19 protein-coding genes are annotated in these 23,407 nt (G+C 41.4%); 17 read left to right on the top strand and 2 right to left on the bottom strand.

Features of this window, described 5'->3' with window-relative positions; all coding sequences use genetic code 11:
• Positions 1 to 109: 109 nt before the first annotated feature.
• From B5F08_RS07825 to B5F08_RS07780, 10 genes are all read left to right on the top strand, one after another.
• Positions 110 to 334 (top strand): RNA-binding S4 domain-containing protein, encoded by a 225-nt coding sequence (locus B5F08_RS07825; protein ID WP_087378065.1) that lies wholly within the window; start codon positions 110 to 112, stop codon positions 332 to 334.
• Complete coding sequence (gene recF / locus B5F08_RS07820) at positions 331 to 1,452, top strand: DNA replication/repair protein RecF (RefSeq protein ID WP_087378063.1); 1,122 nt, start codon at positions 331 to 333, stop codon at positions 1,450 to 1,452. The genes B5F08_RS07825 and recF overlap by 4 nt, the downstream gene beginning before the upstream one ends.
• Before the next feature lie 26 nt (positions 1,453 to 1,478).
• Entirely contained in the window at positions 1,479 to 1,748 is a 270-nt protein-coding gene (gene remB / locus B5F08_RS07815; RefSeq protein WP_087378061.1) for an extracellular matrix regulator RemB, read from the top strand.
• A complete protein-coding gene (locus B5F08_RS07810) occupies positions 1,745 to 2,140 on the top strand; it encodes a hypothetical protein (protein ID WP_087378059.1) in 396 nt (131 codons plus the stop codon). The genes remB and B5F08_RS07810 overlap by 4 nt, the downstream gene beginning before the upstream one ends.
• A gap of 6 nt (positions 2,141 to 2,146) precedes the next feature.
• The gene (locus B5F08_RS07805) at positions 2,147 to 2,494 is read left to right on the top strand and encodes a hypothetical protein (protein ID WP_087378056.1); all 348 of its coding nucleotides are present in this window, start codon (positions 2,147 to 2,149) and stop codon (positions 2,492 to 2,494) included.
• Positions 2,495 to 2,573: 79 nt separating this feature from the next.
• Positions 2,574 to 4,526, top strand: coding sequence for a DNA topoisomerase (ATP-hydrolyzing) subunit B (gene gyrB / locus B5F08_RS07800; protein ID WP_087378114.1), 1,953 nt, complete (start codon positions 2,574 to 2,576; stop codon positions 4,524 to 4,526).
• Positions 4,527 to 4,883: 357 nt separating this feature from the next.
• Complete coding sequence (locus tag B5F08_RS07795; RefSeq protein ID WP_087378054.1) at positions 4,884 to 5,312, top strand: acyl-CoA thioesterase; 429 nt, start codon at positions 4,884 to 4,886, stop codon at positions 5,310 to 5,312.
• 431 nt (positions 5,313 to 5,743) lie between these two features.
• Entirely contained in the window at positions 5,744 to 8,260 is a 2,517-nt protein-coding gene (gyrA, locus tag B5F08_RS07790; protein WP_087378052.1) for a DNA gyrase subunit A, read from the top strand.
• Positions 8,261 to 8,622: 362 nt separating this feature from the next.
• Entirely contained in the window at positions 8,623 to 9,231 is a 609-nt protein-coding gene (locus B5F08_RS07785; protein ID WP_087378050.1) for a hypothetical protein, read from the top strand.
• A gap of 191 nt (positions 9,232 to 9,422) precedes the next feature.
• Positions 9,423 to 9,779 carry a hypothetical protein gene (locus B5F08_RS07780; RefSeq protein ID WP_087378048.1) on the top strand — a complete coding sequence of 119 codons (357 nt, stop codon included), beginning with the start codon at positions 9,423 to 9,425 and terminating at the stop codon, positions 9,777 to 9,779.
• Between the two features lie 364 nt (positions 9,780 to 10,143).
• On the opposite strand, the gene B5F08_RS07775 is transcribed toward B5F08_RS07780, so the two are convergent.
• Both B5F08_RS07775 and B5F08_RS07770 read right to left on the bottom strand, forming a co-directional pair.
• Complete coding sequence (locus B5F08_RS07775; protein ID WP_087378046.1) at positions 10,144 to 12,009, bottom strand: glycoside hydrolase family 13 protein; 1,866 nt, start codon at positions 12,007 to 12,009, stop codon at positions 10,144 to 10,146.
• Positions 12,010 to 12,094: 85 nt separating this feature from the next.
• Positions 12,095 to 14,494, bottom strand: coding sequence for a glycogen/starch/alpha-glucan phosphorylase (locus B5F08_RS07770; protein WP_087378044.1), 2,400 nt, complete (start codon positions 14,492 to 14,494; stop codon positions 12,095 to 12,097).
• 622 nt (positions 14,495 to 15,116) lie between these two features.
• Between B5F08_RS07770 and B5F08_RS07765 the strand changes: the two genes are divergently transcribed.
• The 7 genes from B5F08_RS07765 (at position 15,117) to aspS (ending at position 23,378) form a co-directional block, all read left to right on the top strand.
• Entirely contained in the window at positions 15,117 to 15,638 is a 522-nt protein-coding gene (locus B5F08_RS07765; protein WP_158096255.1) for a cell division protein ZapA, read from the top strand.
• Complete coding sequence (locus tag B5F08_RS07760; RefSeq protein ID WP_087378040.1) at positions 15,625 to 17,691, top strand: U32 family peptidase; 2,067 nt, start codon at positions 15,625 to 15,627, stop codon at positions 17,689 to 17,691. Before B5F08_RS07765 ends, B5F08_RS07760 begins: the two co-directional genes overlap by 14 nt.
• Positions 17,692 to 17,899: 208 nt before the next feature.
• Positions 17,900 to 18,340 carry a dUTP diphosphatase gene (dut, locus tag B5F08_RS07755; RefSeq protein WP_087378038.1) on the top strand — a complete coding sequence of 147 codons (441 nt, stop codon included), beginning with the start codon at positions 17,900 to 17,902 and terminating at the stop codon, positions 18,338 to 18,340.
• Between the two features lie 144 nt (positions 18,341 to 18,484).
• On the top strand, positions 18,485 to 19,225 hold the full coding sequence (locus B5F08_RS07750; protein WP_158096254.1) for an AAA family ATPase: 741 nt from the start codon (positions 18,485 to 18,487) through the stop codon (positions 19,223 to 19,225).
• Positions 19,226 to 19,321: 96 nt separating this feature from the next.
• The gene (locus B5F08_RS07745; protein ID WP_087378035.1) at positions 19,322 to 19,717 is read left to right on the top strand and encodes a methylglyoxal synthase; all 396 of its coding nucleotides are present in this window, start codon (positions 19,322 to 19,324) and stop codon (positions 19,715 to 19,717) included.
• Positions 19,718 to 19,855: 138 nt separating this feature from the next.
• Positions 19,856 to 21,151, top strand: coding sequence for a histidine--tRNA ligase (gene hisS / locus B5F08_RS07740; RefSeq protein ID WP_087378033.1), 1,296 nt, complete (start codon positions 19,856 to 19,858; stop codon positions 21,149 to 21,151).
• A gap of 439 nt (positions 21,152 to 21,590) precedes the next feature.
• Positions 21,591 to 23,378 carry an aspartate--tRNA ligase gene (gene aspS, locus B5F08_RS07735; protein WP_087378031.1) on the top strand — a complete coding sequence of 596 codons (1,788 nt, stop codon included), beginning with the start codon at positions 21,591 to 21,593 and terminating at the stop codon, positions 23,376 to 23,378.
• Positions 23,379 to 23,407: the final 29 nt, after the last annotated feature.

The following is a 23,407-nucleotide window of genomic DNA, read 5'->3' as shown; positions in this document are numbered from 1 at the left end:
AAATTTTGGGATTCAAAGGGGATATCGGTTCCTTTTGCAGGTGGTTTGGAGGACAGCGTCCTCCAAGGTCTTGTGCGGGTATAAAAGAAAGATGGTGTGTTAATTATTTATGAGATATGAAAAAATTGAGCTGAAGGACGGGGAGGAGTTTATCCGTCTGGATAATTTGCTGAAGTTTGCAGGAGCTGCGGAAACAGGCGGCCACGCCAAGGTTATGATTCAGGGCGGCCAGGTTACAGTAAACGGTGAGGTCTGCACAATGAGAGGCAAAAAAATGCGTGAGGGCGATACCGCCGTATGCAATGGAGTTACTGTTGAGGTGTGTAAAAGTTGAAGCTTTTAAAACTGAACTTTAAAGGATTTAGAAATCTTGAGGACGGATTTATCGAGCCGGGAGAAAAAGTAAATGTAATCTACGGTGAAAACGCTCAGGGTAAAACCAATCTTTTAGAGGCGGTTTGGGTTTTGTGCGGCGCCCACTCTTTCAGAGGCGCAAAGGACAGCGAGCTTGTGGGCTTTAACAGTGAAAAAGCCCGGCTTTATGCGGAATTTTACTCACAAAACCGTGTTCAGAATGTGCAGATAAACTTTTATCCCACACAGAATAAAAAAGACAAAAAAGAAATACTTATAAACGCTATACCTAAATCTTCCGCCGAGCTGGTGGAAAAAACCGGCGCTGTGGTGTTTTCTCCCGAGGATTTGACCCTTGTGAAAAGCGGCCCTGCCTTTAGGAGAAAATTTATAGACAGCGCAATTTGCAGACAAAAGGTAAAATATGCGTCCGTTTTGGGAAAATACAACAAAACATTAAACCAGCGAAACGCTTTGCTTAAAGATATACCAAAGCACCGTGAGCTTATGGAAACTCTGGAAATTTGGGATACCGCACTTTGCAGTCTCGGAGGACTGCTGATTAAAGAGAGAATTGACTATATTAAGAAATTGAATTTGTGTGCGGAAGAATATCACCATGGAATATCCTCGGGAAGAGAAGTCTTAAAGATAACCTATGACACGAATTTTGAAACAGAAAACCTGACTTCTCAACAGTTGGCGGAAGAAATGTTGAAAAAATTAAGAGCCGGAGTAAAAGAGGATTTGATGAGAGGATATACGGGAACCGGCCCCCACAGAGATGACGTAAATATGGAGATAAACGGAGTTTCAGCAAGGAATTTCGGCTCGCAGGGTCAGCAAAGAAGCACGGTTTTGTCTTTAAAGCTGGCGGAAGCAAGGCTTCATCGTGAAATAACCGGTGAAAATCCTATAGTTTTGCTTGACGATGTTTTGTCTGAGCTTGACAACAGCCGTCAGGATTATTTACTAAACAAAACGGAAAATTATCAGGTGTTTATAACCTGCTGTGAAGAGTCAAACAAAGAACAGCTTAAAAACGGTAGGATATTTAAAATAGACAGAGGTAAGGTGCGCCTTATGTCCTCGCTGTGACTAAATACGTGAAAGGCGGAGACTGAATGTATTTGCATCTCGGTGAAAATACGGTGGTCACAACAAAAAGCATTTTAGGAATTTTTGACCTTGATACCACCACTATATCGAAAAACACAAGGGATTATCTGACAAAAGCCGAAAAGGCGGGAAATGTTATAAATGTTTCCACGGAGCTCCCCAAGTCATTTATTGTTTGTTCAGAAAATAATAAAACCACTGTGTATATCAGTCAGATTTCAAGCCGAACCTTACTGAAAAGGAACAACGGGCTGAGAAAGGATATGTTAAAATGAAGCTGGCAACTTGTCCCTACTGCGGGAAAAAAGTACCTTATTTCAGAGCTTTTGTGATAAAATCAAAGTGCGACTATGTTTGCAGCAGCTGTAAAAGAGAGTCTAAAATAAGTGTAAGCCAAAAGCTTAAAAAGGTTTTTCTTGCGGCTCTGCTTATTTCACTTTTGATTATAATTATCAATATGATTTTTCAAAGCACAGACAATATAACACTGGTGGCTTTAAGCTTTCTGCCAATGGTGTTATTCTATCTGTTGATTCCTTTTTATATAAAATTAAAGCCTTATCTTAAATACAGGGACGTTGTCTGCGAAAGACTTAAAACCCTTGAACAGACAAAAAAACAAGAAAGAGCTCAAAGAAGAGCCGCAAACAAAAGAAAATCAAGGTGATATAAAATGTTCAAATTGCCTGTTTGTCCCTATTGTCATACCATATACAGATACAATAAAGTAAGAAAATTAAACAAAAAAGAAAAAGTTCAAGTTTGCTATCACTGCAAAAAGGAATTTAAAGTAAAAAGATTAAGGGGAATGGTCGTTTTGGGGGCGATTGTTCTCATACTGGCTGTTGTGACAAATTTGATTATTCTCAACAACCTGAATTCTTTAAACCTTACCCCACTACTTATTTCCACGGTGGCGTATGTAATCTTAGGATTTATATTCGTTCCGTTTTTTATAGATTTCAAGAAAATAAAAAAGACAGAACAAAAGTTATCGAATGAGTCAAAGAAGAAAAAATGAAAGAAAAACAGCGTTTGTCGAATAATAGCAAGTCCTGTCAAAGGAGGGCAAAATTTTGGAATTAAACGAAACAAACAACATTAACAGCAGCGAAATAACCAAAGTAGAAAACGAATACGGCGCTGACGAAATACAGGTTTTGGAAGGTCTTGAGGCGGTTAGAAAACGTCCCGGTATGTATATCGGTTCAACCGGCCCTAAGGGTCTTCACCACCTTGTATATGAGATTGTGGACAACGCAATCGACGAGGCTTTAGCCGGATACTGCACAAAAATAGATGTGTCAATTCTGCCGGGAAACGTAATAGAGGTTAAGGATAACGGACGTGGTATACCTGTAGGCATAAACAGAAAAACAGGTCTTTCAGCCGTTACGGTTGTTTTCACCGTGCTTCATGCCGGCGGTAAGTTCGGCGGAGGCGGCTATAAGGTTTCCGGAGGTCTCCACGGAGTTGGTGCGTCTGTTGTAAACGCCCTTTCAACTTGGCTTGAAGTAAAGGTCTGCGACGGAGAGGACTTGTATTTCCAGAGATTTGAAAGAGGAAAACAGACCGACGATATTAAGATAATCGGAAAATCCACCGACAGAGGTACAACGGTTACCTTTAAGGCGGACAATGAAATTTTCCAGGAAACCGACGTTTACGATTACGAAATTCTTGAAAAAAGACTTAGAGAACAGGCTTTCCTCAATGCCGGAGTGCATATCGAGCTTTCCGACAAGAGAGACCCTGAAAACATAATAACAAACAACTTTGTTTACGAGGGCGGTATCAAGAGCTTTGTTGAGTATATTCACAGAAAAAAATCTCTTGATGTTATTCATCCGTCTGTTATGTACTTTGCCGCAACTAACGAGGACGACACTGCTTCCGTTGAGGTTGCAATGCAGTACAACGACAGCTACAATGAGTTTATTTTGTCTTTCGCAAACAACATTCACACAACCGACGGCGGTACTCACGAGGAAGGTTTTAAGCGTGCCCTCACAAGGGTTATGAACGACTATGCAAGAAAGTTTAACAAGCTTAAAGACACCGACAAAAATCTCACCGGTGAGGACGTTCGTGAGGGACTTACAGCTATAATCAGCGTAAAGCTCAAGGAAGCTGAGTTTGAGGGACAGACAAAGGCAAAGCTTGGCAATACGGAAATCAGAACAATGGTGGATAAGCTTATAAGCGACAAGCTTTCAGCTTACCTTGAAGAAAATCCGGGCGTGGCCAAGGTTATTTTTGAAAAGGCTCTCGCCTCTTCCCGAGCAAGAGAAGCCGCAAGAAAAGCAAGGGAAAGTGTCAGAAGAAAAACTGCCCTTGAAAATACAAAGCTTCCCGGCAAGCTTGCAGACTGTCAGTCAAACGACAATCAAATTACAGAAATTTACATCGTCGAGGGAGATTCCGCAGGCGGTTCCGCAAAGGGCGGACGTGACAGACGTTTTCAGGCAATTCTCCCCCTTTGGGGAAAGATGCTCAACGTTGAAAAGGCACGTCTTGACAAGGTTTACGGAAACGACAAGCTGACTCCTGTTATCACAGCTCTCGGATGCGGTATCGGCGACGAATTTGACATAGAAAAATTGAGATACGGAAAAGTCATTATCATGGCTGATGCCGACGTTGACGGCTCTCATATCAGAACCTTGCTTTTGACATTTTTCTTCAGATTTATGCGTCCTCTTATAGAGCAGGGACATATATACATTGCTCAGCCTCCCCTTTTCAGAATTACAAAGGGCTCAGGCAAAAAGCAGGAGCATTTCTACGCCTACGACGACGTGGAGCGTGACAGAATTTTGGCATCAATCGAGGGTAAAACCGAGGTTCAGAGATACAAGGGTCTTGGTGAAATGGACGCCGAACAGCTCTGGGAAACAACAATGAACCCGGAAACACGTCTTATGCTGAAGGTAGAGCTTTCCGACGCAGAAGCCGCCGACGAAACCTTTACAATCCTTATGGGCGACAAGGTAGAACCACGCCGTGAATTTATAGAGAAAAACGCAAAATACGTTCAAAATTTGGATGTGTAATTTAATTCCGCCGTGTAAAGGTTATTTTTGGAAATAAACGTCGTTTTACGGCGGGCGAGACGTTTTATTAAGCGACTTACAGTGGCTCGCTCCCGATTGGGTTGGTTTCTTTTATTTCTGACCTGCAAGGGTTAGTTTAAGAAATTAGCTTATATACAGGTCGGGCGAGTTTTTTATTTCCGCCTTGCAAGACTTTAGTTTGAAGATTAACACCGTTTCAAGGCGGGCGAGGCGTTTTTTAAGCGACTTAAAATGGCTCGCCATCGATAAGGTTTGATATGGGATTATATCTAAACAGTCGGATAGTTTATAAGGATAAAATTAGATTTACATTGATAAAAAACAGAGGCGAAAATAATGAAAATATCTAAAACTGAATTGACAGTGAGATATGCTGAAACAGACCAGATGGGAATAGTGCATCACAGCGTTTACCCAATATGGTACGAGGCAGGAAGAACCGATTATATAAAAATGTTCGGAATAAGCTATACGGAAATGGAAGCAGCCGGAGTTATGATGCCTCTTATCAATCTCACCTGCCATTACGGTATTCCGGCAAAGTACGAGGACGTTGTGGTGGTTGAAACCAGAGCCACAAAGCTTTCTGCGGCAAAAATGGTGCTGTATTACGAGGTAAAAAGAAAGAGCGACGGTGTTTTGCTTGGAAGCGGAACCACGGAGCACGGTTTTGTTGACTCAAAAACCTTTAAGCCGATAAATGTAAAGAAAAAGCTTCCCGAACTTTTTGCGAAAATTTCCGAGGATATAAGGGAAGAAAATTAAATTTTTAAAATGAATAATTTATAATAAAGAAATTTACGTAGGTGCGATAAATAAAAATTGTGATAAGCGTAAATGTGAGCGAGCCATTCCAAAGATTGAGGAAAAGGTCTCGCCCGACCTGAAATGAAGTTTATTTTTAAAAAGTACCTTTGCAGGTCGGATATAAAATAAAAGGTCTCGCCCGACGGAAAACGTGAGCTAATTTAAAGCTGAACCTTTCCCTGTCGGATAAAAAATAAAAAGGTCTCGCCCGCCATGTGCTGAACTTTATTTTTTATAAATAACCTTTGCATGTCGGAAGTAAAATAATCTTCGTCAGGAAAAGGAAGTTAAAACCGCCGCATGGCGGAGGTTTTCCGACAGATGAACCTGTCCAAGGCGGAGATAAAAGAAAAGAGAGGTGTTGGAAGTTGGATAATTTTCAAGAGATGATGGAAAAGTCAAGGGTTATTGACGTTGACATACAGAGAGAAATGAGAAAATCCTTTCTTGATTATTCAATGAGCGTTATTGTTTCAAGAGCGCTGCCCGATGTCAGGGACGGTCTGAAACCTGTGCATAGAAGAATTTTGTATACAATGTTTGAGAAAGGCCTTACTTACGATAAGCCTTATCATAAGTGTGCTGATACTGTCGGTGCGGTTTTGGGTAGCTATCACCCACACGGCGACTCTTCAGTTTACGACGCTTTGGTAAGACTTGCACAGGATTTCTCCATGAGATATATGCTGGTGGACGGTCACGGAAACTTCGGTTCTGTGGACGGCGACCCGCCTGCTGCTTACCGTTATACAGAAGCAAGAATGAGTAAAATCTCAATGGAGATGCTCACCGATATAGATAAAAAGACAGTTGACTTTATGCCGAACTACGACGACCGACTTCAAGAGCCGGTGGTTCTCCCCTGCCGTTTCCCTAACCTTTTGGTAAACGGAAGCAGCGGTATCGCAGTTGGTATGGCTACAAATATTCCGCCTCATAATTTGGGCGAGGTTGTAGACGCTATGGATTATCTTATCGATAACCCGGACGCAACTGTTGCCGACCTTATGGAGTATATCCCGGGCCCTGACTTCCCTACCGGCGCAACAATTATGGGAAGAAGCGGTATAAGAGCCGCATATGCTACCGGTAGAGGTAAGATTGTTGTCAGAGCTAAGGCGGAAATCGTTGAAGAGAAAAACGGAAGATTTAAAATTATTGTTACAGAGCTTCCGTATCAGGTAAATAAGGCAAGACTTATTGAAAGTATCGCCGATATGGTTAAGGATAAGAGAATTGAGGGAATTTCAAATATCGAGGACCATTCCGATAGAAACGGTATGCATATTGAAATCGACGTAAAGCGTGACGCTTCACCTCAGATAGTTTTAAATCAGCTTTTCTCATATTCACAGCTTCAGGTTACTTTCGGCGTTATAATGATTGCCATTGTAAACGGCGAACCTAAGCTTTTGACTTTAAAGGATATTTTAAATCATTATATAGATTTCCAGGTTGACGTTGTTACAAGAAGAACACAGTTTGATTTGAATAAAGCTAAAGAGAGAATGCATATTCTCGAGGGCTTGAAAATCGCTATAGATTTTATTGATGAGGTTATAGCTATAATCAGATCAAGTAAAGACCAGGGCGAAGCTAAGCTTAGACTTATGGAGAGATTCGGACTTGATGAAATTCAGGCGCAGTCAATAGTTCAGATGCGTTTGGGACAGCTTACGGGCTTGGAAAGACAGAAAATCGAGGATGAAATCGCTGCACTTCATGTTAAAATTGATGACTACGAGGATATTCTCTCCAATCATTCAAGAGTTTTGCAGATAATTAAGGAAGAAGTAAACGCTGTAAGAAATAAATATGCCGACCAGAGAAGAACAGAGATTCTTTCCGTAAGCGGCGAGGTTGATATTGAGGACCTTATTCCTCAGGAGGACTGCGTTCTCACTCTCACCCAGTTCGGATATGTAAAGCGTCTTTCAATCGACACATATAAGACCCAGAAGCGTGGAGGCAGAGGCGTTGCAGGTATGACACGCCGTGAAGAGGACGTGGCAACCGAAATGTTTATTATAAACAGCCACGACTATGTTCTGTTCTTTACAGATAAGGGCAGGGTTTATAGACTTAAGTGCTATGAAATTCCAGAGGGAAGCCGCCAGTCAAAGGGCATGAATATAGCAAACCTCTTGCCTATTGACGCTGACGAGCATGTTACATCCATGATTAAGGTTCATGAGTTTGACGAAAACAAGTACCTGATTATGGTAACAAGAAAGGGTATCGTCAAGAGAATAGAGCTTAACGCCTATAATACCGCAAGAAAGGGCGGACTTATTGCACTTGAGCTTAACGAGGGCGACGAGCTTGCCTGGGTAAGAATGACCGACGGGGAAAGCGAAGTTATTGTTGCCACTAAAAAGGGCATGGCTATACGCTTTAAGGAAACCGACGTGCGCCCGATGGGCAGACAGGCACGAGGTGTCAAGGCTATTACACTCCGTGAGGACGACGAGGTTATCGGCATGAGTACAGTCCGTGAGGACGCTTATGTTCTCACTGTTTCAGAAACAGGATACGGCAGACTTTCAAAGCTCAGCGACTATAGAATACAGTCCAGAGGCGGTAAGGGTCTTACCAACTATCATGTGGAGAAATACGGCGACGTTGCGGCGATTAAGGTCGTTGACATGGACGATGATATTATTATTATCTCATCAGACGGTGTAATTATAAGGATTCAGGCATCATCAATCCGTGTATGCTCACGTCCAAGTAAGGGCGTTACCGTTATGAAGGTTTCCGAGGGCAGTAAGGTTGTGACCTTGGCAAGAGCACCTCACGACAGCGATGAAGAGGTTGTAAGCCTTGAAACAGACCCGGATGAAATTGCCGAAAACGAAGCGGAAGAAGCAATTTCAGAGGAAGAAAACACAGAATCACCAGAATAATAATTTATTATAAAAATCGGTTTCCCGAAAAGGAAGCCGATTTTTTTATGGAGTTTAATGAAAGAAAAATAAAGAAGAGTACATAATTTGTAAAATAACTGTGACTGCAAATTCATAATTGATAAATAAAACTTAATTCAAAGTCGGTATTTGCTATCATTTAGTCTTTCTTAATAGTAATAATTTTATGAATATATTTTGAATTTTTATAATTGTATAATTGGTATAAAAAAATTATTTAAAATTGTTTATATCTACAAAGTTAGTAATTTAGTAAAAAAATTCAAAAAAAGTGTTGACAGAATTTAAATAACGTATTATTATTAAGGTACTAAATTTATTAATATAAGGAGTGATTTTTAATGAAGAACATCAAAAAACGTGAATTGTCAATATTTTTGGCTATGATTTTTCTCATTTTGCCATTGCAGATTGCAGCAGTAAATGCGGAAGAAATCGAAACTAATGAAACACTTGTAAATGTTGTTGTAACTGACAGCGATGGTTTGACTATTGTTGCTCAGGTTCCGGAAACTTATGTTGAAGAATATGAAAGTATGTTGGAAAACCCAGAATTTAGACAGGAACAGATTGAAGAAGCACAGAGAAGTATGATACAGACAAGAACACTTCCTGAGGGTAAAATAATGTATCAAAATTACATGTATAAAGAAGATATAGGAAGAGAATATAACCGAATTAAAGGTACATCATCATTTTTAAATGATTTGGCTAAGAAAGGAGCAGAAGTAGTAGCAAAAGCTTTGTTTTCAGCTTTTGGAGGACCTAGTGGAGCCGCTGTAAGAATTTTATTGGATAAGCTTGATAATATAAGATTTAAATCTGAAGATTGGTGGCGTGATTCTTTTCTTATGATTCTTACAGGAGAAATAAATTGTGTTAGAGTTACACATATTGAAAACACTAAACCTACATATCCTGCTGCGTACTTAATTTATGAAAGATTATAATTTATTCATAATTATTTTGCAATTTTTAATGAAAGACAAAGTTTTTAAAGCTATATACAGTTAAAAATTAAAATGATTAAAATATATGATTAATTCTATCATATATTAAGATTATGTGCCGCTGACGTATAGCTCGTCGTTTATTCAATAAGTGATATGAATTATAGGCGAGGAAAGGAGGTACAGTCAATATGTATAACTGGGAATATAATTTTTTGGAAAAGCACTTGGGAAAAACCAAGTTTTGGAAGCTTTATACAGGAAACAGAGTTTTTCGTTATATATTCAAGGTGCTGGCGGTAATTTTAATATTTTTATCCTTATATATAGATATGTATACAAAGAATATGGGTGGAATATTTCAAATATCGATTTCTTTTATTACCTTTTTTATTTATATTTTTTTACTGGCTATGGTGGTAAATATAAGAAGCGATACAACAATTATGGTGGTATTGAGGTTTTTATTAGAGGTAATAATTGTTTTTGTAATTTTAGGAATGATTTATTTGCTGGTGGTTAATAATATTTTGCCCTACCCGATGTAACAAATATTTACATAAAAGAAAAATAAAAAACAGCCACGGTTTACAAAATAACCGTGGCTGTAAAATTATAATTGAAAAATGAAACCCAATCGAGGGCTAACCATTCTAAATAATAAGGAAAAGGTCTCGCCCGACCTGCGCAGACGTTAAATTTTAAGATAAACCTTTGCAGGTCGGATATAAAAAACAAAGGTTTCGCCCGCCTTGAAAAACGGTGCTAATTTTTAAGGTGAGTTTTGCAAGGCGGATATAAAAAATAAGGTCTGATATAAAAAATCGGAAATAAAAATCTTCGTCAGGAAAGAGAAGTTAAAACCGCCGCATGGAGGAGGTTTTCCGAAAGATGACCCTATCCAAGGCGGAGTTAGATTAAAATAAATGCTGAGGAAAGGGGCGGGATGTAGAGCTTGCCGTTTTCCATGCGGGTGCCCATTAAAGGCGTTCCTGAGGCGTAGCCCGGAGGACAATCTATTTCTATTTCAGTATCGCCTGTGTTGAAGCCGCAGAAAAGTCCTGTGTTTTCGTCGTGGCGAATGTAGGAAAGGAATTTTCCGTTGGAAAAGGCGTTGTGTATCTCCCCTTCCCAAAGGGCGGTACAGACTTTTCTCATTTTGCCCAAGCCCTTGTACCAGTCGATAAGCTCCTGGTTTTCATAGTCCCATGGGAAGCACTGACGGTTAAATGGGTCTTTGTAACCCTGCATTCCCGTTTCGTCGCCGTAATAGACGCATGGGAAGCCGGGCAGGGTGTACTGAATACCGGAGGCTATCTTCATAAGCTTGATACCTCTAACGTATTCCTCGTGGTTTAAAAGCTTGTGAGCCTGCCAGTTTCTGTCACGTCCGTTTAATGGCTCTCCGGCAAGAACTGTTATTGCTCTCTCTGTGTCGTGGGTTGAAAGGAGGTTCATAAGCACGTTTAATACAGGCTTTGGATAGTTTTCTACAACGGTCATTATGGAATTCATAACCACAAGGGCGTCTGCTCCCTTGATGTAGTCTATAATTGCGTTGCGGAAAACATAGTTCATTACCGAGTCAAGCTCTTCGCCTAAAAGAAATCTGCGCCTTGCGCCGTAGCTCTCCTTGTTTGAGGCGTCCTCCCAAACCTCACCTATCAAAAAGGCGTCCGGGTCGTAATCTTTTATATTGTCCCTGATGTTCTTTATGAACTCGTCGGGAAGCTCGTCGGCAACGTCAATTCTCCAGCCGCTGCTGCCCTTTTTCATCCATTTTCTGATTATGCCGTCTTTTCCGTTTATATATTCGCTGAAATTGGGGTCGGTTTCGTTTACCTCCGGCAGGGTGTAAAATCCCCACCATGAGCTGTAATTGTGGGGCCAGTTTGAGAATTTGTACCAGCTGTAATAGGGTGAATTTTGGTCACGGAAGGCTCCACCGTCTCCGTATTTTCCGCTGCGGTTAAAATAAATGCTGTCGGAACCGGTGTGGGAGAATACTCCGTCGTTTATTATGTGTATTCCAAGCTTTTTGGCTTCGCTGCAAAGCTCCTCGAAGTCCTCTTCTGTGCCAAGCATGGGGTCGATTTTGCTGTAGTCGCCTGTGTCGTAACGGTGGTTTGAATAGGCTTCAAATATGGGGTTGAGATAAATGCAGGTTACACCTAAGTCTGCAAGGTAAGGAAGCTTCATTGTTATTCCCTTTAAGTCGCCCATGAAAAAGTCGTTGTTTGTTATTTCGCCCTGCTCGTTAGGCCACCATTTTGGCTGGGAATACCAGTTTTCGTTTATGGTAAGGTCGGTGCGTGTTATGTTTTTTCTTTCTCCGCTGAAATAAAATCTGTCGGGGAAAATCTGGTACATAACTCCGCCTACAGGCCATTTCGGTGTTTTAAAGTTCTTTTTATAGCAGGTAAGCTGCCATGACCTCCATGGGGAACGGCTTAACTGGCTTTTTTCGTTGGGGTCGTCGGAGGGTACTATAAATCTTTGACCCTCGGCTGTGTTTATTTTAAAGCTGTACCAGTACAGTCCCTCTTTTTCCGGAGTAAAGTCGCAGACCCACAGACCTGTTGTGTTGTCAAAGCCTATTTGCCAAAGCATATTTATAAAATTCCAGTCGGCGTCCTCATCGTATTTTATGGCAAGCTGCGCCCTGCTGCATCTCAGCTCAGACGGTACGAGAATCTGAAAATGCACCTTTGTTCCCTCTTCTACAGCTCCGAATGGACTTCTGTAGAAATAGCACTTAGAGTCAAATAACGGATACATAAAATCACCCCGGGTTTAATACTTTTAAGAGAAATATCCCGTCTGGTGACGGGATATTTCATTTATTTTGAAAGATTAACTTTTATCAGTCTTCATCAACAGGCTTGAGGTTCCAAATGTTGTTTGCGTAATCTCTTATTGAACGGTCTGCTGCGAAGATGCCTGCGCCTGCAATGTTCATAAGTGACATCTGGTTCCACTTTCTCTGGTCGCCGTAAATCTGTGAAGCCTTCTGCTGTGCGAATGAATAATCGCCGAAGTCTGCAAGTACCATGTATGGGTCAACGTTGAGAAGTGATGTTGCGATATCGGAGAACTTGGAAGCATTGATTTCGTCAACTGCTGCTCTGATAATCTGGTTGTTTCTGTAGTAGTTGGATGGAATATAGCTCTGCTTCTTAATTCTGTCAACCTCAGGTGTTGTCATACCGAAGAGAATAATGTTGTCATCGCCTACTGCCTGGTGAATTTCAACGTTTGCGCCGTCCAAAGTACCGATTGTAACAGCACCGTTTATCATGAACTTCATGTTACTTGTACCGGAAGCCTCTGTTCCTGCAAGTGAAATCTGTTCGCTGATTTCTGCGGCAGGTATAAGCTTTTCAGCAACTGTAACTCTGTAGTCCTCCAGATATACAACCTTGAGCTTCTGGTTTACTCTTGGGTCGTTGTTGATTGTATTTGCAAGATGAATGATGAACTGAATAATCTTCTTTGCGAAGTAGTAACCCGGTGCAGCCTTTGCTCCGAAAATGTAGGTCTTTGGCTTAAAGTCTGCATTTGGGTTGTTTCTCAGCCACTGATAGGTTGAGAGAATATGCAAAGCGTTCATAAGCTGTCTCTTGTACTCGTGAAGTCTCTTAACCTGTACGTCAAAGATTGAGTTAGGGTCAACGATGATGCCGTTGTGCTTCTTGATGTAGTCAGCCATGTAAACTTTATTTTCGTATTTAATCTTTGCAAGCTTATCAAGAACAGCTGAATCATCCTTGTACTTCTTCAGCTCTTCAAGCTTGGAAGCGTCTGTGATGTAGCCGTCGCCGATAAGGTCTGTAAGAAGTGAAGCGAGCTTCGGGTTAGACTGGTTGAGCCAACGTCTGTGAGCGATACCGTTTGTAACGTTTGTAAACTTAGCAGGTGTTACTGTGTAATAATCGTGGAATACAGTATCCTTGAGGATTTCACTGTGGAGAGCGGAAACGCCGTTTACCTTGTAGCTTGCCATAACAGCGAGGTTTGCCATCTTTACAACGCCCTCGTTGATGATTGCCATTCTGCCAACCTGATAGCCGTCGATGCCTCTTGCGTGAAGTTCTGCGCAGTAACGTCTGTTGAGCTCTTCTATAATCTGATAAATTCTTGGGAGAAGCTTCTGGAACATATCAATGCCCCAGCACTCGAGAGCTTCTTTCATAACTGTGTGGTTTGTATATGCAACAGAGTTTGTAACAATCTCCCATGCCTTATCCCAGCTGTAGCCGCACTCGTCAAGGAGTATTCTCATAAGTTCAGGAATAGCAAGAACAGGGTGTGTGTCGTTCAAGTGGAGTGTTACCTTCTCTGCGAAGTTTTCCATTGTCTTGTAAACTCTCAGGTGTCTGTTTACGATATCCTGAACAGTTGCGCTTACAAGGAAATACTGCTGAGTAAGACGGAGGCTCTTTCCTTCCGGATGATTGTCACCGGGATAGAGAACCTTTGTGATTGCCTCGGACATAGCCTTCTGCTCCATGGCTCTTACATAATCGCCGCCGTTGAAAGCGTCCATATCGAAAATTTTGGATTCTGCTGCCCAAAGTCTCAGGCGGCTGATACCCTTGCCGTTGTATCCGGAAACAAGCATATCATAAGGAATAGCGTTGATTTTTGTTGCGCCCTCAATCTCAACACTGTGGTTTCCGCCAATCCAAAATTCCTTTACTCTTCCGTTAAAGGAAACCTCTACAGCCTTTTCAGGATGAGCGTGAAGCCATACGCTGCCGCCAGGAAGCCAGAAATCAGGAAGCTCTGTCTGCCAGCCGTCGATAAGCTTCTGACTGAAAATACCGTATTCATATCTCAGGGAATAACCCATTGATGGATAAGCCTGTGATGCAAGACCGTCAAGGAAGCATGCTGCAAGACGTCCGAGACCGCCGTTTCCGAGACCTGCGTCAGGCTCCTGCTCGTAAACCTTGTCAAGGGAAATGCCGTATCCCTTCAAAGCCTCTTTGAGTGTGTCCTCAAGACCGAGGTTGAAGATGTTATTTTTAAGTGATCTTCCCATGAGGAATTCCATGCAGAGGTAATAAACCTGCTTTTTGCCCTGCTCGTTTGCTTTGTTTGTGAACTCCTTGTAGCCCTCGCTCATAAGGTCACGGCAAACAAGAACAGCAGCCTTGTAAAAATGCTCGTAGGTTGCCTCTTCAGGTGCTACACCGAAATTGTGGGAAAGCTTAGCACCTATTTTATCTGAGATTTCTTTAACAGTAAGATTGTATTTCATACTCTTCCTCCTAAAAATGCGGCGTTTTTTATGTTATAAATTTCACGAACCCTACGCCGTTTTAATTGATTTGAAAAAACAAAATTTTAATAATAAAAAGAAATATATGTCAACGCTTAACACGTGAAAACAGTGTAAAGCGACATATTGTATTATACTATAGGTTTAATCCAAATTCAATACCCAAAACCGATTTTGTACGTAAAAAATACATTTTAACCTAAGAAATATTTGTAAAAAAACTGTGTAGTTTGCACAAATATAATCATTTTAGGACGATTGTAAGGTGAGTAAAAAAGGAAAATAAAGGTTATATTATAGGGTGAAATCACCGGTTTTCATGGAGATTTTTTTCTGTGAAAACTGTTTAATCAAAAACTTTGTAAAGGCTGTGATTTATATATTTTGGATGTTTAGAAAGATTTTTAAACATTTTTAAGAAACTCTTTTTTCCTTTCATCTGTTTGACGTAAACCGAAGAATGTATTATAATTGTTTTATTTCATAAAGGGTAAAATCTTTGATTTTTTGGCAGAAATTACAGCTTTTTAACGCTTAAAAAATCTTTGTATAATCTATAATAAAAGGGGAAAAATCAAAGACTAAGGAAAGGATGTCAGCTATGGATAAAAAAATCACAGTCACCCTTGCGGGTCAGATATTTACAATAATCAATCAGGAGGATTTGAACTACGTTGAGGAAATCGCCCGCCAGACAGACAATAAAATAAAACTGGTTCAGAGAGAAAACGAGCATTTCTCAATAACCGCCGCCGCAGTCCTCTCCTGCATGGATTTCTGCGACGATATTAACAGAGCACAGAAAGAAATTATCGCAAGAAATAAAGAGCTTTTCGACGAAAAAGAGAAAAACTCTGTGCTTACAGAGCAGATTAAGGGTCTTATGAGCGAAATTCAGACACTTAAAATGCAGATTTCACAGCTTGAGTCCGGAAAAACCGAGGAAGTTTCAACATCAGAAAGCGACCATGTGGAAAACTCTTCAGAAAAATCAGAATCCGACGAGGAGTCCCACGGGTCTGAGGTAAAGGAAAACAAGCGTCCCGGCAAAAAAGAGTACGTGCCCAGAAACAACAGAAAGAGAAATAAAAAGAAAGCGGAAGAAACAAATGAGCAGGCTTGAGGTACTTGCCCCCTGCGGGGGGATGGAAAGCGTTGAGGCGGCGGTAAAAAGCGGAGCGGACGCAGTTTATCTTGGTGCAAAGGAATTTTCCGCCAGAGCCTCCGCCCACAATTTTGACTTTGAGGAAATGGAAAAGGCGGTTAAATATTGCCACATGTGCGGTGTTAAGGTGTATCTTACCGCCAATACGGTTATTTTTGATAAGGAGTGCGAAAGGGCTTTGAACACTGTTATCAAAGCCTATAACGCAGGAATTGACGGAGTTATTGTACAGGACTTCGGTCTTGTTTCCCTTATTAAAAGGTATGTGCCGGAGCTTCCTCTCCACGGCTCAACCCAGATGAGCGTTCACTCTCCCTCAGGCGCAAAGTTTTTGGAGGAACTGGGATTTAAAAGGGTTGTGCTGTCCCGTGAGCTTTCCATGGAGGAAATAAAGGAAATAAGAAAAGCCACATCAATAGAGCTTGAGGTGTTTGTTCACGGCGCACTGTGCATGTGTGTTTCCGGTCAGTGCTATTTCAGCGCAATGCTGGGTTCACGAAGCGGAAACCGTGGAGCCTGCGCCCAGCCCTGCCGTCTGCCCTTCGGTGTAAACGGAAAAGGCGGCTATGCTTTAAGCCTTAAAGACAACAGTATTATAGATTATCTTTCGGAGCTTGAAAAAATCGGCGTGAACTCAGCAAAAATCGAGGGCAGAATGAAACGACCGGAGTATGTGGCAAGCGCCGTCCGTGCCTGCCGTGAAAGCCTTGACTTGGGCTTTGTAACAGAGCAGACAAGGGAATATTTAACGGGAGTTTTTTCACGTTCGGGATTTACCGACGGGTATTATAAGGACCGCCGTGGGAAAGATATGTTTGGAATAAGACGTCACGAGGACGTAACAGCCGTTTCTGAGAAAATGTTCTCACAGATTAGAAATCTCTTCAAAGACCAGCCTAAGAGGGTTGGACTTTCCGGGAATTTTTCGCTTTTTTCCGGAGAATATCCGGTTTTAAAGGTGACAGACGGGAAAAACACAGTTTCGGTAAAGGGTGAAGCCTTGGGAGAAATCCCCATAAAAGCCGCCGTCACAGAGGAAAAAGTGAAGCAGCAGCTTGAAAAAACAGGCGGAACACCTTACTTTTTTAAGGAAATAAATTTTCAGATAGCTGAAAACGTGACTATCCCCCTTTCCGTTATAAATAATATGAGAAGAAGCGCCCTTGATGAACTGTCAAAAATCCGCAGTGAAAATAAAAATGCTTTTGTTGAGGAGGTCACTCTTTCGGAGTTTGCTCCCCACAGAAGAAAAGGCGAGGACAAAAATTACGCAGTCTGGAAATCAAACAAAAAGCCTCCGGAGTTTTTCTCGGAATTTGATATGGTTTTCATACCGCTTTTTTCTCCTGAAGAAAATTTCCTTAACCTTATTAAAAAGGGAGTAAATGTTGGCGCAGAAATCCCCAGAGGAATGTTCTCCCTTGACCAGAGAATCGAGAAAACCTTGGAAAAGCTTAAAGGTATCGGGGTTAAAGATGTTTTGGCTTCAAATATCGGCGCAGTTTATCTTGGAAGAAAGCAGGGATTTACTGTTCACGGCGGTTTTGGTTTGAACATAACAAACACTTACGCTTTGAATTTCTTTAAGGAGCAGGGTCTTGCTGACGCAGAACTGAGCATTGAAATGGCAAAGGAACAGATAAACGGCTTGGGCGGCGATATTGAAAGAGGCGTTATGGTTTACGGAAAAATCCCCCTTATGCTTACAAGGAACTGTCCCGGCAAAAGTGCAGGACTTGACTGCAAAACTTGCAAAAAGACGCTGAAAATTCGTGACAGAAAAAGCGAGGATTTTGCTGTTTTTTGCGACGGAACCACCTGTGAAATCCTAAATTGTAAAATATTAACGCTAATTGACAAGTTATCCACAATGTTTTCCACAGATGTTAAATACTACCTCTTCTATGTTGATAACTCTGTTGAAACAGTGGAAAACCTTGAGAAATTCAAGGATTTCGCCATGTTGACAGTGAGGAAAACAAATGGATTATATTCTCGAGGGGTAAAATAAGGAAAAGTTTTAACGGTTTCCACAATAGGTATGTGGAAAACTTTTCAACCTTTTCCTTGTTAAACAAAAAACAACAGATAATTTTTCTTTAGAGAATTAAAAAATTGCTAAAAACTGGTATTGAAAGTTTTTTAATAAAAAATTTCAAAAAATGAATTTACACCCACAAGAAAAATTCATAAAAGGAAAAATAAAATAGGAGACGACTATGAAAATAAAGGTCAAAAAAATAAATGAAAAGGCGGTAGTTCCTCAGAGGGCTACTGAGGGGTCAGCCGGTGCTGACCTGTTTGCCTGTATTGATGAGCCGGTGGAGATAAAGCCGGGAGAAATAAAGGTAATAAAGACGGGAATTGCTATCGAAATTCCCGATAAGAATTATGCCGCTTTTGTTTATGCCAGAAGCGGACTGGGAATTAAACACGGAATTTGCCTAAGTAATGGGGTCGGAGTTATCGACAGCGACTACAGAGGTGAAATCTGCGTGGGACTTTGCAATATTTCTCAAACTTCCTATACTGTAGAGCCGGGAGAAAGAGTGGCTCAGATGGTTATAATGCCTGTAGACTGCGCAGTGTATGAAGAGGTTATTGATATAAATTCCACAGAAAGAGGAACAGGCGGTTTCGGTTCAACGGGGAAATTTTGAGCAAATATTGTTGAATGAGCAACAAAATTCTTTTTTATTTATTGAAATTTAACAAAATTTTTAATATATATTTTATTAAATAAACCGTGAAGCTCGTTGCAAATTTTGTATGAATGTGATAAAATGAATAAGAGGTATGATTATATGAGCCAAATAATTGTTATGGCATCGGGAAAAGGCGGAACAGGAAAGTCCACCGTTTCTGCCGGAATAGCCGTTTCCCTTACAAAGCAGGGGAAAAATGTTTTGCTTATAGACTGCGACTGCGGCATGAGAGGTCTTGACCTTATGCTGGGAATCGAAAAGAATGTGGTTTTCGATGTTTCGGACGTGGTCTGCGGAAACTGCGACTACAGCAAGGCTATATATTCGGCGGAGGATATTCCGGGACTGTACCTTTTGCCTGCCCCAATAGATGCTGCGGATGAAGTAAGTCCGGCGGTTATGAAACAGATAACCGACGAACTCAAGGATAATTACGATTATATTTTAATTGATGCTCCTGCGGGGGTGGGAAGTTCTTTTGACACCGCTATTGAACCGGCGCAAAAGGCACTTATTGTGGTGAACGCAGAACCCACCAGCGTTAGAGGCTGTCTTAATGTGCGCAAAAAGCTTACAGAGAAGGGTATTACTGATATAAGACTCATTATAAACAGATTTAATGAGAAGAATTTCAGAACAATGGGAATCTATAGAGATTTGGATGAGGTTATAGACATATGTAAGACACAGCTTATCGGGCTTGTTCCCGACGATATAAGAATTGCCGCTTTGATGCAGAGCGGATGCGGAAAAAATTGCTGGTCTTCGGCAGGCGTAGTTTTTGACAGCATTGTTTCAAGACTTATGGGAGTAAACGTGCCCTTATCCTTTGGAATGTAAACATAATTCATACCGATTACATATTAGAGATTTATTTTGTCTTTCATAGATAAACAGAAACATTTTTCAAGATTTATGAAACTGGAGGTTATAGTTATGAATATCGCAATTATTGCGCATGATGAGAAAAAAGAGCTTATGGTACAGTTTTGCATTGCTTACTGCGGAGTTTTGAGCAGACATCATATATGCGCAACGGACACAACCGGTAAGATTGTATCCGAGGCAACAGGTTTGGAAATACAGAAATTCCTGTCCGGCAAGCAGGGCGGCGACCAGCAGATTGCTGCAAGAATTGCCTGCAATGAAATTGATATGCTTATTTTCCTTAGAGACCCATTGAATCCTAAGCCTCACGAACCTAACGACATGAATCTTTTAAGACTTTGCGATATGTACAATATACCGGTTGCCACAAATATAGCCACTGCGGAGCTTTTAATCCACGGACTTGAAAGAGGCGACCTGGACTGGAGAAATATTTTGAAATAAACTTATTATATAAAGGTAAAAAATATTAACAGGGGTTCTGCTGAGGTTTCAGCAGTCCCTTTGCTGTTTATATAGGTTAATAATATTCAATTTTAAATTATGCTTATTATTTGATTTTTTAATATTTGGAGGAAAAGTATGGCGCTTATAACGAAAAAAGTTAAGGGAACCGAGGATGTTCTCCCAAAAGACAGCTACAAATGGCAGTTTGTAGAGGAAATTATGAGAAAGGAAGCTCAAGCCTTCGGATTTAAGGAAATCCGCACACCTGTTTTTGAGCATACCGAGCTTTTTTCAAGAGGCGTCGGCGAAACCACTGACGTGGTTCAAAAAGAGATGTACACTTTCAGCACAAAAGGCGACGCTTCCATAACTTTGCGTCCGGAGGGAACTGCCGGCGCTGCAAGAGCCTTGCTGGAGCATGCAATATATAACGACGGACTTCCGGTAAAAGCAAGCTATTTTGTTTCCTGTTACCGCTATGAAAAACCACAGGCAGGCAGACTCAGAGAGTTCCACCAGTTCGGTCTGGAGTGCTACGGAACCTCTTCTCCTGCGGCTGACGCCGAAATGATTAGTGCGGCGGCTTCCGTTTTCAAAAGACTGAATATAGAAAATTTAAGACTTGAGATAAACTCAATAGGATGTCCTGAGTGCCGCAAAAATTATCACAAGGCATTAAAGGAATATTTTGAGCAGTACAAAGACCAGCTCTGCGAAACCTGTCTTTCAAGACTTGAAAGAAATCCTATGAGAATTCTGGACTGCAAAAGCCCGGTATGCTCTGAGATTGCAAAGGACGCACCTAAGGTTCTTGACTACATCTGCGACGAATGCCGTGAGCATTTCGAGGGTGTTAAAAAATATCTTGACGCTGCAAATATTGAATACACAGTAAACCCAACAATCGTAAGAGGTCTTGACTACTATACAAAGACAGTTTTCGAGTTCGTAACCGACTGCATAGGCGCACAGGGAACAGTCTGCGGCGGCGGAAGATACGACGGACTTGTTGAGGAGCTTGGCGGTCAGCATCTCCCCTCTTTGGGATTTGCAATGGGTATCGAAAGACTTTTGATACTTATGGATAAGCTGGGAATTGAAATTCCAAAGCCTGAAACCTGTGATATTTACATTGCCGGACTTGGTGAAAAAGGCTCATTTAAGGCATTTGAGCTGGCAAGCAAGGTGAGAACCTCCGGACTTATAGCCGAAACAGACGTTGTGGGCAGAGGCCTCAGAGCTCAGATGAAGTACGCCGATAAGATTGGGGCAAAATTCTCCATGGTTTTGGGCGACGACGAAATAGAAAACAATGTGGGCAAGCTTAAAAATATGAAAACCGGCGAAATCACCGAGGTTTCTTTGGACGATAATTTCCTTATACAGTTCCAGAAAGCCCACGTTGATTATGCGTTTACAATCAACAACTAAATTTTTTTTAATTATACAAGTCAAGCAATAAAATTATTGTTTGAATAAAGTGTTATGAGAGCGAGCCATTCCAAAGAAAACAGCGGAAGGTCTCGCCCGACCTGAAACGAGGTTTATTTCTTAAACTAACCTTTGCAGGTCGGAACTAAAAGAAAAAGTTAAATGAGAGCGAGCCATTCCAAAGGAAACAGCGGAAGGTCTCGCCCGACCTGAAATTACGTTTATTTTTTAAACTGACCTTTGCAGGTCGGAAATAAAATAAAGGTCTCGCCCGACGGAAAACGGAAGCTAATTTCAAGCTTTACCTTTCCCCGTCGGTTATAAAAAAATAAAAAAATACTTCGTCAGGAAAAGGAAGTTTAAACCGCCGCATGGCGGAAGTGTTCCGACAGATGAACCTGTCCAAGGCGGAGCTAAAATAAAGGAGATATGAGAAAAAATGGCAGAGTTTATGACGGGGTTGAAAAGAACTGACTATTGCGGCGACTTGAGAACATCCGACATCGGCAGAGAGGTTACCGTGTGCGGATGGGTTCAAAGACAGAGAGATTTGGGTCAGCTTATTTTCATCGACCTTAGAGATAGAACAGGTATTGTTCAGCTTGCTTTCGACAACGAAACAGACAGAACAATTTTTGAAAAGGCTTTTGCTGCAAGAAGCGAATATGTTTTGGCAGCTAAGGGTGTTGTAAGAGAGAGAAGCTCTAAAAATATGGAAATTCCAACAGGAGAAATCGAGGTTGAGGTAAAAGACCTCAGAGTTCTTTCCAAGGCTGAAACACCTCCTTTTGAAATTTTGGACGAAACAAATACAAACGAGGAATTAAGACTTAAATATAGATACCTTGACTTGAGAAGAGGCCCGCTTCAGAGAAATATAATGATGAGAAGCAAAATCGCCAAGACTGCAAGGGATTATTTCTATGAGAACGGCTTTATAGAGATTGAAACACCTATGATGATGAAATCAACTCCCGAGGGCGCAAGAGATTACCTTGTTCCCTCAAGAGTTCATAAGGGCAAGTTCTATGCTCTCCCCCAGTCACCTCAGATTTATAAGCAGCTTTTGATGGTTGCAGGATATGACAGATATATCCAGCTTGCTAGATGCTTCCGTGACGAGGACTTGAGAGCCGATAGACAGCCTGAGTTTACTCAGATTGATATGGAGCTTTCATTTGTCGATATGGATGAAATCATGGAGATAAACGAGGGTCTTTTCAAGAGATTGTTTAAGGATGTTTTGGGTCAGGAGCTTGAGACTCCGTTCCCAAGAATGACATATAAGGATGCAATGGAGAGATACGGTTCTGATAAGCCTGATATCCGCTTCGGCATGGAAATCTGCGATATTTCAGAGCTTGTTAAGGACTGCGACTTCGGAGTGTTCAAGGGCGCAATCGAAAACGGCGGTTCCGTAAGAGGTATTGTTGCAAAGAACGCAGCTTCTAAGCTTACAAGAAAAGAAATTGATAAGCTCACCGAATATGTAAAGGGTATCGGCGCTAAGGGTCTTGCTTTTGTAAGATGGGTTGAGGATAAGCCAACCTGCTCTTTTGCTAAGTTTATGGCAGAGGGTCAGCTTGAAAATATCCTTGCTACAATGGGCGCAGAAAAGGGAGACGTTGTGCTTTTGGTTGCAGATAAAAATTCAGTTACACTGCCGGTTTTGGGCGCATTGAGACTTACTGTAGCTAAGAAGCTTGACATAATTCCAAAGGGATTTTCTTTCCTGTGGATTGTGGACTTCCCGTTCTTCGAGTACGATTCAGAAAGCGGCGAGTGGGTTGCAATGCATCACCCGTTTACAATGCCTCGTGAGGAGTGCTTGCAGTATCTTGATACCGACCCGGGCAAGGTTATTGCAAAGGCTTATGACCTTACATTGAACGGAACAGAGCTTTCCAGCGGTTCTATAAGAATTACCGACTATGAGCTTCAGCAGAAGATGTTCAGAGCTTTGAAGCTTACAGACGAAGAAATAGAAGCAAAATTCGGCTTCCTTGTAGAAGCTTATAAATACGGTGCTCCGCCACACGGCGGAATGGGCATAGGCCTCGACAGAATTGCAATGATTTTGTGCGAAGCCGACAGCCTCAGAGATGTTACAGCATTCCCGAAGGTTCAGAACGCCAGCGAAATTATGTCAGCCTGCCCATCTGTGGTTGATAAGGCTAACCTTGATATTTTGGGAATTAAGGTTGTTGAAGCCGAGGACGAGGAGTAATTAAAAAGGCTCTGTGTCAATAGTTGGTC

It is taken from the genome of Anaeromassilibacillus sp. An172, from assembly GCF_002160515.1.
In the GTDB taxonomy this organism is placed as follows: domain Bacteria; phylum Bacillota; class Clostridia; order Oscillospirales; family Acutalibacteraceae; genus Limousia; species Limousia pullorum.
The sequence above is the reverse complement of the archived record's forward strand: the minus strand, read 5'-3'. Positions and strand labels throughout refer to the sequence as shown.